Source organism: Paenibacillus sp. UNC496MF, assembly GCF_900113915.1.
Lineage (GTDB): Bacteria > Bacillota > Bacilli > Paenibacillales > Paenibacillaceae > Paenibacillus_Z > Paenibacillus_Z artemisiicola.
The window spans coordinates 50575-63155 of sequence record NZ_FORE01000021.1; the positions used below are offsets into that span (position 1 = coordinate 50575).

At 53.0% G+C, this 12581-nt stretch carries 13 protein-coding genes and 1 pseudogene; 10 read left to right on the forward strand and 4 right to left on the reverse strand.

Annotated features, from left to right (window positions below; all coding sequences use genetic code 11):
- Nucleotides 1-142: 142 nt before the first annotated feature.
- Entirely contained in the window at nt 143-829 is a 687-nt protein-coding gene (locus BMZ79_RS30960; protein WP_090648580.1) for a response regulator transcription factor, read from the forward strand.
- A complete protein-coding gene (locus tag BMZ79_RS30965) occupies nt 826-1971 on the forward strand; it encodes a sensor histidine kinase (RefSeq protein ID WP_090648356.1) in 1146 nt (381 codons plus the stop codon). The genes BMZ79_RS30960 and BMZ79_RS30965 overlap by 4 nt, the downstream gene beginning before the upstream one ends.
- Nucleotides 1972-3234: 1263 nt before the next feature.
- On the opposite strand, the pseudogene BMZ79_RS30975 reads toward BMZ79_RS30965, so the two are convergent.
- Nucleotides 3235-3360 (reverse strand): annotated as a pseudogene (locus BMZ79_RS30975) (MerR family DNA-binding transcriptional regulator); the annotation flags it as partial.
- A gap of 308 nt (nt 3361-3668) precedes the next feature.
- On the opposite strand from BMZ79_RS30975, the gene BMZ79_RS30980 reads away from it, so the two are divergent.
- Both BMZ79_RS30980 and BMZ79_RS30985 read left to right on the forward strand, forming a co-directional pair.
- Nucleotides 3669-4109 (forward strand): VOC family protein, encoded by a 441-nt coding sequence (locus tag BMZ79_RS30980; RefSeq protein WP_090648361.1) that lies wholly within the window; start codon nt 3669-3671, stop codon nt 4107-4109.
- Nucleotides 4110-4128: 19 nt separating this feature from the next.
- The gene (locus BMZ79_RS30985) at nt 4129-4848 is read left to right on the forward strand and encodes an alpha/beta fold hydrolase (protein WP_143089182.1); all 720 of its coding nucleotides are present in this window, start codon (nt 4129-4131) and stop codon (nt 4846-4848) included.
- Nucleotides 4849-4994: 146 nt separating this feature from the next.
- On the opposite strand, the gene BMZ79_RS30990 is transcribed toward BMZ79_RS30985, so the two are convergent.
- The 3 genes from BMZ79_RS30990 to BMZ79_RS31000 form a co-directional block, all read right to left on the reverse strand.
- A complete protein-coding gene (locus BMZ79_RS30990; RefSeq protein ID WP_090648367.1) occupies nt 4995-5399 on the reverse strand; it encodes a VOC family protein in 405 nt (134 codons plus the stop codon).
- A 408-nt stretch (nt 5400-5807) separates the two neighbouring features.
- The gene (locus tag BMZ79_RS30995) at nt 5808-7046 is read right to left on the reverse strand and encodes a carboxylate--amine ligase (RefSeq protein ID WP_090648369.1); all 1239 of its coding nucleotides are present in this window, start codon (nt 7044-7046) and stop codon (nt 5808-5810) included.
- 47 nt (nt 7047-7093) lie between these two features.
- Entirely contained in the window at nt 7094-7537 is a 444-nt protein-coding gene (locus BMZ79_RS31000; protein WP_090648372.1) for a MarR family winged helix-turn-helix transcriptional regulator, read from the reverse strand.
- Between the two features lie 103 nt (nt 7538-7640).
- Here BMZ79_RS31000 and BMZ79_RS31005 point away from each other — a divergent pair, with 103 nt between their 5' ends.
- From BMZ79_RS31005 to bshB2, 6 genes are all read left to right on the forward strand, one after another.
- Complete coding sequence (locus tag BMZ79_RS31005) at nt 7641-8612, forward strand: aldo/keto reductase (protein ID WP_090648374.1); 972 nt, start codon at nt 7641-7643, stop codon at nt 8610-8612.
- A gap of 380 nt (nt 8613-8992) precedes the next feature.
- Nucleotides 8993-9712 carry an SDR family oxidoreductase gene (locus tag BMZ79_RS31010; protein ID WP_090648377.1) on the forward strand — a complete coding sequence of 240 codons (720 nt, stop codon included), beginning with the start codon at nt 8993-8995 and terminating at the stop codon, nt 9710-9712.
- Nucleotides 9713-9918: 206 nt separating this feature from the next.
- Nucleotides 9919-10566: a hypothetical protein gene (locus tag BMZ79_RS31015; RefSeq protein WP_090648380.1), complete on the forward strand. Its 648-nt coding sequence runs from the start codon at nt 9919-9921 to the stop codon at nt 10564-10566.
- Nucleotides 10567-11056: 490 nt separating this feature from the next.
- Nucleotides 11057-11263 (forward strand): carbohydrate-binding protein, encoded by a 207-nt coding sequence (locus BMZ79_RS31020; protein ID WP_256253278.1) that lies wholly within the window; start codon nt 11057-11059, stop codon nt 11261-11263.
- A 149-nt stretch (nt 11264-11412) separates the two neighbouring features.
- On the forward strand, nt 11413-11757 hold the full coding sequence (locus tag BMZ79_RS31025; RefSeq protein ID WP_090648384.1) for a YojF family protein: 345 nt from the start codon (nt 11413-11415) through the stop codon (nt 11755-11757).
- Nucleotides 11758-11780: 23 nt separating this feature from the next.
- Nucleotides 11781-12437, forward strand: a complete 657-nt coding sequence (gene bshB2, locus BMZ79_RS31030) for a bacillithiol biosynthesis deacetylase BshB2 (protein WP_090648387.1) — start codon at nt 11781-11783, stop codon at nt 12435-12437.
- Nucleotides 12438-12581 lie beyond the last annotated feature (144 nt).

The following is a 12581-nucleotide window of genomic DNA, read 5'->3' on the forward strand; positions in this document are numbered from 1 at the left end:
ACTCTACAAATGTCGAGAACTTATGCAGATCCTCCTCTTTTTGCGTGGATTTATACAAGAACGTGCTATTTCACGGTATTATTTTCGGTAAGCGGTGTGCTTTTGCAATGGAAGCAGACTAAATTGGAAAGATGTGATTGGAATAGAACCGAAATTGTTGCTTGTGGAAGACGAACCGGGCATGCTTAAGGAGATGCACACCTATCTGCAACGTGAAGGGTTTCGGGTATTGACCGCCTGTACCGGCATGGAAGCACTTTCGATGGCCCGGTCTGAACGGCCTGATCTCGTTGTGCTTGATTGGATGCTCCCCGAGAAAAACGGCATCGACGTATGCCGCGAATTAAGGCAATTCTCGAACTGCGGTATTATTATGGTCACGGCCCGATCGGATGAATCGGATAAAATCGTCGGTCTGGAAATCGGCGCGGACGATTATTTGACGAAGCCGTTCAGCTTGCGGGAACTCGCTTCGCGCATCCGAGCTTTACTTCGCCGCTTGCGCGGACCTGAAGACAGGTCGGTGTTCTTGGAAAGAGATAACCTGATCATTTCCGAGGCTAGATGTCAGGTATTCAAAGACGGTCAGGAAATCCAATTGACACCAACCGAATTCAAAATATTGTTCACGCTGGCGGCTCGCCCCGGCATTGTCTTCAGCCGCTTGCAATTGTTAAAAGTGGCTTTGGAGGATGAGTACATGGGATACGAAAGAACGATGGATTCCCATATCCGGAATCTTCGCCGTAAGCTGGGAGATGATCCGGCCAATCCTCGTTATATTCAAACGGTATATGGTTTCGGTTACCGATTTGGTGAACAATCATGACGTTAACAGTACGTATGAAAATATTTGCCTGTATGGTACTGCTGGTGCTCATTGTAAGTATCACTTTCTCTCTAACAACGCAAGTTTACACAGGCAGCTTAATCGAGCAATTTCAAAGGGAACAAATCGACGCCAACTATTTGAGTGCCACGCCAGAGGGGCAACTTGAAATCTTTAAATCTTATTTCCTTGACAATATGCGGCTGAACGCACTGCTTAATGTCACGCACGGCGTGCGCTTGTTCTTTTTTGTTACGATCGGGTTGTTCTTCAGCTTTTGGATATCGGGGGTGCTTACCCTCCCGCTCAAAAAGCTAATCGCGGCCATAGAGCGAGTGGCGCAGGGCGACCTGAACGTCAAAGTACCTGTAGACACAAAAGACGAGTATGGGAAAGTCGCCAAAACGTTCAATGAAATGACGTTACGCCTGCGTGAGGCTGAAGAAGCCCGCAGACGATTGGTAGCCGATGTTGCTCACGAGATTCGGACTCCGCTGTCCATAATGCAGCTTAAACTTGAAAATTATCAGCAGGCCGGTCATCCTGTCCCGCCGGTAATGCTGCTTCGGATTCACGATGAGATAATCCGGCTCAGCCAGCTGGTGGACGATCTTCATGTATTGTCGCTCGCCGAAGCGGGCCGATTGTCTCTCGATCGCAAACCGATCGATATGACGGTACACCTAGAACGAATCGTGGACGACGTGAAATACGAAGCGGAAGAAAACGGATTGGACATGCGCCTTAGTACGATTTCGAGGCCAATTATCGTGATGGCCGATGCGAGACGAATCACGCAGGTTTTCTTTAATTTGCTGACCAATGCGATTCATTACACGCCGTATGGAGGGAAGATTACGGTTGAAGTCGAAGACCGGGTCTTAGATGGGAATGCGTGCTATGCATGTGTCTCGGTAATCGATACCGGCATTGGAATACCGGCAGAAAAGCTGCCCCATCTATTCGATCGTTTTTACCGAGTAGACGAAGCACGTTCGCGGTATACAGGCGGTACGGGACTCGGATTATCCATTGCCCATCATTTTGTAAAAGCCCACGGCGGTTTCATCCGCGTTGCGAGTCAACCTGATGAAGGGACTACATTTACCGTTTTTCTGCCTATTGCAAGAGATAGGTATTAAATTTGATAACACCGGCGTAAACGAGAGGCTGCCATCTCCTCGATTGAGTCGAACCCTTCGAAGGCTTTATCTCCACTATTTAGATTGGATAAATGAACCAAGGGAAAAGTCCCGTGTTTTAAATCTAGGTCCAGATAACTTTGACCGATCAGCTGCCGTCGTTGCGTTAACGGGCAGGATAGTTGAATGGTTTCGCGAATAACTAACGTCACTGTGTATAATTCCGCAGAAAAGACGTTATAAGAAATTCCCGCAAAGTCGATATGGTTTTCAATTAATTTGAGGTGATGATTTGAGTAAAAGCATAAATTTAAATGCCATAAAATCCACACTTATTCCTCTAAGCCTGATTTTATTTATTTGTTGGCATCTATTTGATACTACGAATGGCGAGAGAGTTACACTATTAGTTGCTGGGAGTCACAATATACTTATCCAAGATAAAGATAATCATAGTAGGGAAATATCAATAAGTATTGATCTTTCAAATCTATTGACCGAAAGAAATAAAATATATGACATTCAATATAAAAAGAGATTATTGCAGCGTCCCCGACTTATTTCAATTACCCCAGTCAACTAAAAATACATTGTTGGGAGCAAGGCATCGAAGGCGGCAACAACTAACGGGACAAGATCGTGCACTCAGATTTCACAAAGGCAGCCGTCCTCGGAATGATCGGCTGCCATCGTTGCGCTAATGGGCAGTTATGCATGATGGAATTGTGATAAAATGGAACCGACGATCATAAGTAGGGGTTGAATGAGTACTTTGACACCGCTAAAACAATCAAAGTGGAAATATCTGCTGCTGCTGCTTTCATCGGGTGTTACGACAATCGCCTTTCTCTGTTCTTACATCGCGATATTCGGTTTCGAATATCATCACCGTTTTAGGGAAGGGTACATAGGTCCAGGTACGATTTCGAAGTTTATTGGAGTCGTCATACTAGTCGGTTATCTCATTCTGACCTACGTAGTAACATGGGATTATAATCGGGACATTAATAGTTCCGTAGTGCGGATATTTAAGTCATTATTCAATGCCATTGTTATCCTTAGTACGGGGAGTTTATTGATTTTTCTGATGTTCTTTTTCATACCATAGGATTTATCCTCAATTAAGAAAATGAATTATTCAATGTAATGCTTGTCAAGATATGTGATAGTTGTGACGTTTAATTAAACCACAGATTACGTTACCGGATGAAGCAGCCTGTCGAGGCTGCTTTTTTAATTGATTCGCGCGGCAAATCGGAAAATAAATAACCGCCTGCCCGCATGATCGCGCTCAATTAGCGGAAGCAGCCCTTTTTTCTCATAATAACGAATGGTTGATTCTGGTATATGTAATTGAGCGGCTGCCGCGCCAATGGAATAATAGTTCATGTGGAGTCCTCCATATTTATTGTCGACGGGAATATCATACGATTTAAACCTTGGTTTAAGTCAAGCGGAATGACAAGAGTTCCCGATTGTCTGGGAGACGGCAAACAAGTTTCGGGCCGAAGACGGAGGCAGGAGAACGCGTCGAACAAATGGCAGCTTTTATCCATCGCAACGGAAAGTAGTCGTTCAAAATTTAAATCAATCCATTCCCTGATATGGTAATATAAGGTTGCGATTATGATCCCTATGGAAATCGTTACTGGGCATGCGAGGCCAGAGAGAGCCGGTAACTAGAAGGAGTCGTTGAGATGATAGAGCACCCTGTAATCAGTCACGTTCAAGTGCCGGTAACGGATTTGAACCGGGCCGTCGAATGGTACACCGACGTTTTTGGCTGGGAATCGGAAGGGAATTTCGGAGATTTTGCGTCCCTCAGGCTTGGGAATCGTGTCAACTTGTTTCTATGGAAGACGGAGGACGAAACGACCGCGAACTTTACCGTGGGCGGCGAGGAGTATCCTGTTTTAGGCGTAGAGGTGATCGATATTGAAGGACTAGCCGGAAAAGCCGAAGGATCCGGCACGGAAATCCTAGGCGGGATTGTAGCGGACGAGGACGGACGGCGGTTTCTGAAATTCCGGGACCCATTCGGGAACCTCATCGTGATTCACGAGGAACCGAATCCATCAACGGGCCAATCTACAATACGGCACGACAGAAAGGACGATTCCGATGACGGCGGGTGTTAGAATTTCCGAATGGGAGGGCTTGACCCGGCTGGACTTCACGTTCAAGGGCCGCGAGTGCATACTGATACAGCCCACGACGCGTTCATTCAAGTCCGACGGCGGCAAAATGGTCATGTACATGGAGTATTTCGGCGCCTTCCCCAACACCGCGATTTCGCTCGTCGAGCACGGCTACCACCTCTCCTACATCAAGAACGGCAACCGGTGGGGGACCGACGACGACCAGCATATGCGCCGGGACTTTGTGGATTTCCTGGCCGAGGCATACGGCCTGTCCCGCCGGTTCGTGACCATCGGGATGAGCGCCGGCGGCGTGGCCTCGGTGAATTTCGCCCACCTGTACCCTGACTACGTGTCGGTGCTGTACCTCGACGCGCCGGCCATGAATCTGCTGAGCGCCCCGCTCGGCTACAACAAGCCTGCTAGGAACGAAGAAACGGTCAAGGAAGTGCTGGACGCGCTCGGCCTGACCGCGTCGGAGATGCTGAGCTTCCGCGGCCATCCCATGGACAAGATGGGCACGCTTGCCGAGCACGACATCCCGGTGGTGCTGGTCTACGGCGACAGCGACACCAGCGTACCCTATGAGGAAAACGGCAAACTCTTGGCCGACTTCTACGAAAAACACGGCAAGCGGGACATCATCGCCGTGTTCGGCAAGGAAGGGGGCGGGCACCACCCGCACGGACTGCCGGATCCCAAGCCGATCGTGGATTTTATCTTGAACCGTGACAGGTGACCCCGGCCCATAACGAATGCATGCAACGACACCAGGCTGCCGGCAAGATCGGCAGCCTGGTGTCGTGGTCTCTGGTCTCGTTTTATAAGGCGCGGCCACTAAACTAACGAACCGGGAGACTTCGCCTCGCTCACTTCAACTGTCCGTCAACGTCTGCCGCCGAACCGTTTGATCGCTTCCTCGGTCACCGGCGCGAAGAGGTTCACCAGGTTGCCGTCGGGATCGCGAAACAGTACGGCGCGGTTCCCCCACGGCATCGTGGCGGGTTCCTTTACCCACTCGCCGACCAGCGGCTTCAAGCGCTCGTATTCGGCATCGACATCGTGGACGCGGAACTCGAGGATGACCGTGCGATTGTTGGCCGCCTCTGCGGAACCGGCGCCGAACAGCTGCACCGTCTGGGAGTGGCCGATCGCCAGGGTGCACGAGGGCAAGACGAGCTCGGCGAAGACGGGCGCGGGGCGTTCCGCCGTAACCCCCAAGACGTTCTCATAGAACGCGACGAGACGATCCACGTCGTCGGTAATGATGCGTACAGAAGCAAAATTCACGAGATACCATCCTTCCAATCGTACAGAATACAAGACCCGTTTCCTATTCGTTTGAGCCCGAATCCATCGCTTGGATCTTCTGCTCCCAAGGGAAACGTACTCCTATTATAAAAAACGCGACTGACAACGGTATGTCAGTCGAGTTTAAAATTTTTTTGTCGGAGAAACGATGGGCTGCCGCCTTTGTTCAACTAACAGGCAAGATAGTTTAGCTCGTACGGGGGGATGCGGATGCAGCTTCAATTGGACGATGCCGCGCTTAACGAAGCCTAAAAAAATGCGAGGGCGATTGCGGGACCCGCAGGGTACATCAACGCGACGGACAAGAAACGCGTCGCCTCATCCTTAACACGAAGGCAGCCGGTCGAATCGACCGGCTGCCTTTATTTCGGGATGCGCTCCGCGCCACTAAGCTTGTCCTTTATCGAAGTAATAACGCTGATAATTGCGGACGTGACCGTAGAAGTAACGCGAGACGCTGAGAATCCGCTTGGCGTTCAGATCCTTGCTGTACCAGAGCGACCGGATCACTTTTTTCTCCCGGTAGAGCCGATTAATCTCCGAGGACAGCGCGGGATCGGTGACGTAGCGGTTCAAGACCTTCTTCGGCACGTTCGTCCACATCGCGGTGGCTCGCCCGTAGACGCAGTCGGACTCTTTGCCATAGACGACTTGATCGATCAGCGCCTGGAGCATATTCAACCCCGCGGCCCGGACGAACAAGCTGCTTCGGCCGAGGCGAGGATTGATTTCGAACATCATGTACTTGCCCGTGCGGCTGTCGAACTTCATGTCGATGTTGGAAAAGCCCACATAGCCGATGTTCTCCAGGAAGGTCTTGATCTTCTCGTAGATGGCCATATCGGAACGGCTAATGATCGCGGCATAGTTGCCGAGCGTCTTCGGCGCGTACTCTTCGAGCACGGGCTGGCCGAGGCACATCATTTTCACGCGGCCGTTGTCGTCCGAATAGCTGTTGATCACGCGCATGGCGCTGTCGCCGCCGGGAATAAACTCCTGGATGATCAGCTTCCCTTTGTAGTCGGAGGCGTTTATATTGCGGACCATCGTTAAGTATTCCTCGCGGGTATTGAAGAAGAACACTTTCTTTTTGCCTTCGAAGTGGCAGTACAGGTACTCGTATGCATTGCTGTTCTCCGGTTTGACGACGATCGGAAATTGAAAATCCATGCGGTTCAGGGCGTCTTCCCGCTCGTTCGGTTCGCACACGACCGTCTTCGGATAGTCCAGCCCGAATTTCTCGCACAGCTCGTAGAACTTGTCCTTCGTATCCAGCGTTTGGAGCAGCGTGCCGGAGAGGAAGCGGTTGGCGATCAAGCCGTCGAACGCGTCATAGTGGCGGGACAGCATCCCCGCATAATAATCCGAACACGGAATGACGACCAGCTTCCGATTCGGGGCGGCGTGCTGCTTCAAGATGGCCGACAACGCGCCGGGGAAGACGTCTTCCTGGTCGAAACGATCGATCTGGACGAGATCGAACAAGTTGCTGTGCATGGTCGGAATCAACAGCCGCGTGCAGAGCAGGAGCGGTTTGATCCCGTACGTTTCATGGATCAGTCTGACGTTGCCGTAGGCGTTCTCGTCGCTGCCAAGGATAATCGGTAAAAAGTCGGTAGGCTTCATAAATTCTCCTCGTTCGCTCCCCGCCGGGGAAGCGACGTTTGCGTTTGTTAGGGTTGCTCTTTTGAGCGTTCCGCCATCTTCGTAATCGATTCGATGTCTTGCGGGGTTAACGGACCAAGAAAATGCTTGCGTATCGCCATTGACACGATGGGAAGGGCCTCGCGCAAGGCTGCTTGTCCGGCGGCGGTAATGACGACCTGGACGCCGCGGTCAAGGTCCATAGGCTTTCTCTCGACAAGCCCCCGTTTTTCCATTCTCGTCAAATGGTGAGATAATCGGCTTTTATCCCAGTCCATCGAGTGCGCCAGCTCCTGTTGACGAAGCTGACCGTCGCCAAATTGAACTAACCGGTCTAATACTCCGAAGTCGCCTTCGGATAATCCGGTATGTTCGGACATCTCTTTTACGACGCGACCGAAGATGCGTTTATAGGAGCCCTTCCACATATTCCACAATCGTAATTCATCTTCGCGGAGTTCGTTAGTATTCATGCCTGTATGATATCACTGTTGACATGTCAACAACAAGGTGTTAAAGTTGCATTCATGGTTGATGCGTCAACTAAAAATCGCATCACAGAGGAGCGGGTTTGCAATGGAATATACCAAACTTGGACGCAGCGGATTAGAGGTGTCCAGATTAAGCCTGGGAACCATGGGCTTCGGGGTGCCGGAACGCGGCAATACGCCATGGTCGCTGAATGAGGAGCAAAGCAGGCCGATCATCAAGAAGGCCATCGAATCGGGCATCAATTTTTTCAGCAGCGCCAATATGTACTCCGACGGGACCAGCGAAGAAATTCTCGGCAGAGCGTTAAAGGACTTTGGCCGCCGCGACGAATTCGTCATCAGTACGAAGGTATTCGTTCCGATGCGCAAAGGACCGAACGCCGCGGGGCTTGCCCGCAAAGCGATCATGACCGAGATCGATAACAGCCTCAGACGGCTTGGGACGGACTACGTCGATGTATACCAGATCCATCGTTGGGATCCGCATACGCCCATCGAAGAGACAATGGAGGCGCTTCATGATTTAGTCAAGACCGGCAAAGTCAGATACATCGGGGCTTCCTCCATGCTGGCATGGCAGTTTGCCAAAGCGCAGCATGCCGCGGAGCGCAAGGGTTGGACGCGATTTGTGTCCATGGAAAACCGGCTGAACTTGCTCTATCGGGAAGAAGAAAGAGAAATGCTTCCGCTTTGCAAAGACGAAGGCGTCGGCATCACGCCATACTTGCCTTTGGCCGCAGGCCGGTTAACGCGCGATTGGAACGAGCAGACCTCGCGATCCGAGAAGGATCAGGTCGCGAAGGGGCTGTTCGTCAAATCGGAAGAAGCGGATCGCAAAGTCGTGGAAAGATTGTCGGAAGTCGCGGCTAACCGAGGTCTTCCTCGCGCGCAGATCGCGCTTGCGTGGTTGCTGCAGAAGGACGGGGTTACGGCGCCGATTATCGGGGCGACCAAGCTCGGTCATATCGAAGATGCGGTGGCGGCATTGTCGGTGCGATTGACGCCGGATGAAATCATGCGTCTAGAGGAACTTTATATCCCTCATGCATGGGTGTAAGCAATACGCGAAATACCGTCGCCCGCACGCGCAGGATCGGAAATGATGCCGAGCGATCGTTGGCCAAGGATGAAAAGCTTTACGTTCGCTCATAATAGTCGGAGAGAGAATGATAACATCAATACTTGACCGTTTATTCTTAAATAAGGTATGATGCATATGGGAAAGGCAATCGGCATCTACCATTTCGGGAATGATTGTTCTCATAAAAAGTCGCGGGTTTCGCAGATATAGACACCAATCTCAGGATAATGTGCTTGGCTATGTTCATCTCAGATGGACATCTTTTTTTCTAAATAAAAGAATGGTCATTCCAAAATGACTAATCCGATCGCCAACAAGCCATGACTAACCCATAACGCTAAGAGGAGAGATCATCCATGAACATCGCGAACCAAATCGCGCTCGTTACCGGAGCGAACCGAGGCTTGGGCCTTCAGCTTGCACGCGAGCTCGTCGCCCGGGGGGCAAAAGTGTACGCGGGCGCGAGAAACCCGCAAGCCGTCGATATTCCGGGGGCCATTCCGCTGCAGCTCGATATCACGGATCCGAAGTCGGTCGCCGCGGCGGCGGAAACCGCGAAGGACGTAACGCTGCTCATCAATAACGCGGGCAGCTCGACCGGCGGTTCCCTGCTGGAAGACGATCTGTCCAAGATGCACGTGGAATTCGATACGCACGTGTTCGGCACGCTTGCGATGGTCCGCTCGTTTGCGCCGGTCATCGAACGCAACGGCGGCGGGGCGATTCTTAATATTCTGTCCGTTTTGTCCTGGTTTGCCACCGGGGGAGCGGGCGCGTATTCGGCCGCCAAAACGGCGGAGTGGGGCATGACGAACGTGCTGCGGCTTAATTTGGCACCGCGGAATGTTCGCGTCGCCGGTCTCCATGTCGGCTTCATGGACACCGATATGACCGCCGATATCCAAGCGCCCAAATCGAGTCCCGCCGACATCGCCAAAATCGCCGTGGACGGTCTGGAAGCGGACAGCTACGAAATCGTGGCCGACGAGGTCAGCCGCAGCGTGCTGAAGAACCTTTCCGGCGGCGTTGCGGCCGTGTATCCGAACCTGTTCGAGACCGCCTCGACCGTGAACTAACCGGTTCCGATCGCGCGGATTACGATGCGCCACTGACCCAGCGGCGGCAACGAAGAGACGTCCGACTATCCGGACGTCTCTTTTTGCGCGTAAATAGATTTCCAGCGGCAATCTCAAAAAAAGATAGCTCTTTAGTCTTGCATCTGATAGAATGCATAGGAAAATAGTTACAAGATATTAAGACATCATCCAACGGAGGTACAAAATTGAAAAAGAAAGTTGCGATTGCTTTTGCCGCGGTCGCGATCCTTATGTCTTCTTTTATGCTGGGCGTATACGCTTCGAACAACGCATCGCTTTGGATCGACGGAACGCAGACGAGCATCCCCGTTCAAATCGTAGACGGGAAGCCTTACATACCGCTTAGCGTCGCCAAGAACTACTTTCATGCCGAGACCGGATATAATCCGGCAACCGGGAAGATTACGTTAAATACCGGAAAGAAAAGCGCAAGCGCTTCGACTGCCGCCTCCCAACCGGCGACTGCCTCGAAACAAAAAATTGGCGCACCCAAAACGTTTAATTATCATGTCAATTCTGCCGATGGCGTAACGTTGACGTGGATGGCCGCGAATTTGACGGGAAAAACGATTAATTATTATACCGTCAACCTACGGACGCTCAACCCGGTCGGGGACCCTTCGTACGACGAGATTTCGGGCAACAATAAGTTCGCGGTCAAATATGTCGGTCCGGTCGCTCCGAACGATACGTTGATCGTGTACAAATTATTCACTTATCAGGGAGCGCTTCAATATATCGTCATCGATTCCATCGATTTGGTTTACAGCGACGGCAAGAAGGAACATGTCACGTACGCCTACAAGACAAGCAAAGATAACGGACTCGGTTAAAGGCGGAGACGCAAGGTATTCCGGCTTCCAATAGGAAGCGCGATAAAAGAACTCCCGCACAGCGGGAGTTCTTTTTATTATGCACCCTAGACGGTCGGCGAAGTTGAAGCGAGCCGCGCTAGCAAATAACGCTTTCGTTCCATATATACAACCAATAACGTGTCTATAGGAGTACGACTTCATACTCCCGCGCTCATTCGTAACTTCCTCCTCAAGCACCTTCCTCTAGCTCGCATGCGCACCGCGCTCCGCCGTTGGAATCATTTTCCACGCCACGCGAAGCGAACAAGCAGGAATTATGCCGAACCGCGACGAATCCCCTAAGGCGTGAACCAGGTCTAGGTGGAACACGTCGGCAATACGACGAACACCTTCAATAATTCGGCCGTCCTGATCATCTTGGACGACAGGACGAACGGCCCTGTCGATATCGATCGACTACGACTCCCCGTCCAACCGGGCGCCGAACGACGTCGTCGCGGAGATCCGCCTGAACGACAAGAACGGCGACGTGATCGGCACGGTCAAGCTGCCGAATACGGGCGGCGCATGGGATAATTACAACACCGCCACCGCGAAGCTGGATCAGCTCGTGACCGGCAAGCTGACGATCTGCGTCGTGTTCAAGGGTTCGACGACGAACGGCTTGCTGTACGTCGGCAATTTCGATAAAATGAACTTTACCAGAACAGCTTAATAGCAGGCCCACGAGGGCAGCCCCTAAGTCGGATCCGGCTTAGGGGCTTCTTTTCATGGTTCCGGCGAGGCGTTTTGGAAGTCTAGCGGCGAAGGGCTATAATGAAATGGCGACCGACGTCGCGACGCTTGGAAGGGAGGGAGCGGCCCATGCAGCCGATCAACGAAGCGGTCATCCAACAGCGGATCGACCGGTTGAAGGACCAGGAGTTATACCTACATTTAGAAATGACGACGGGGGCGTACGCCGCGCATCTGGACAGCACGAAGCATCCGGCGGCGACGTTCGTCACCAATGCCGTCGTCCGTTATACGCACGGGGCGATCTCCGGGGACGGCCCGTACCGGGTCGGCCTGAAGATGCCTCACGGCTGGGTCTATTCCGAGGGGCTGACGCATTACGACGAGACCGACGCGGAGCGGCTCATTCTGGCGGGCCACGACAGCCAAGGCAAGCTGGTCGTCGCCCTGCACTTGAGCCGGGAGCCGTTCTGATGGGGAAGGAGAGGAGCAACGAGATGGAACGCCGCATTCTGGTCGTGCTGCCGCATCCCGACGACGAAGCCTTCGGCTTCTCGGGGACGCTGGCGAAACATATCGAAGAAGGCACGCCGGTGACGTACGCCTGCCTGACGCTCGGGGAGATGGGCCGCAACATGGGCGTCCCGCCGTTCACGAACCGGGTCGGCCTGCCGCTCATCCGCAAGGCGGAGCTGGAGGAATCCTGCGCCGCGATCGGCATCACGGATCTGCGCCTGCTCGGCTTCCACGATAAAATGGTGGAGTTCGAAGAGGCGGCGCTGATCGACGGTCGCATCGCGGCGCTGTTGGACGAGGTCAAGCCGTCGCTCGTGTACACGTTTTATCCCGGCTACGCCGTGCATCCCGACCATGACGCCACCGGCGCCGCCGTCGTCCGGGCCGTCGCGAAGCTGCCCGAGGGCGGGCGTCCGAGGGTGCTCTGCAGCGCGTTCGCGCGCGACCACGAGCAGGAGATCGGCCGCGCCGACGTCGTAAACGACGTCCGCGGCACGCTGAAGCAGAAGGTAGCCGCCATTACGGCGCACCGCTCCCAGTTCCAGGCGGCGGAGCTGCTCGGCAAAAACGCGCTATCGGACAAGGAGCTGCAGCAGCGGTTCGGCACGGAACGGTTCTGGACGTACCGGTTCCGTTAAGCGCCGTTGTTGCCACGCAAGAAGGGTTCGCCTCGGTGTGAGGCGGATCCTTTTTTGCGTTGCGCCGTCGGGCCGGCCGGGAAATGCGCGCCCGGGCCGCTTTTGCAGCGGAATGCTGCATGTCCAACCTCCGGTTGTACACGC

Excerpts from the sequence above, each read along its gene's own strand:
- BMZ79_RS30965 (WP_090648356.1), top strand. The coding sequence starts at position 826 with ATGACGTTAACAGTACGTATGAAAATATTTGCCTGTATGGTACTGCTG.
- BMZ79_RS30980 (WP_090648361.1), top strand. The coding sequence starts at position 3,669 with ATGATAGAGCACCCTGTAATCAGTCACGTTCAAGTGCCGGTAACGGAT.
- BMZ79_RS30995 (WP_090648369.1), bottom strand. The coding sequence starts at position 7,046 with ATGAAGCCTACCGACTTTTTACCGATTATCCTTGGCAGCGACGAGAAC.
- BMZ79_RS31000 (WP_090648372.1), bottom strand. The coding sequence starts at position 7,537 with ATGAATACTAACGAACTCCGCGAAGATGAATTACGATTGTGGAATATG.
- BMZ79_RS31005 (WP_090648374.1), top strand. The coding sequence starts at position 7,641 with ATGGAATATACCAAACTTGGACGCAGCGGATTAGAGGTGTCCAGATTA.
- BMZ79_RS31010 (WP_090648377.1), top strand. The coding sequence starts at position 8,993 with ATGAACATCGCGAACCAAATCGCGCTCGTTACCGGAGCGAACCGAGGC.
- BMZ79_RS31025 (WP_090648384.1), top strand. The coding sequence starts at position 11,413 with ATGCAGCCGATCAACGAAGCGGTCATCCAACAGCGGATCGACCGGTTG.
- bshB2 (WP_090648387.1), top strand. The coding sequence starts at position 11,781 with ATGGAACGCCGCATTCTGGTCGTGCTGCCGCATCCCGACGACGAAGCC.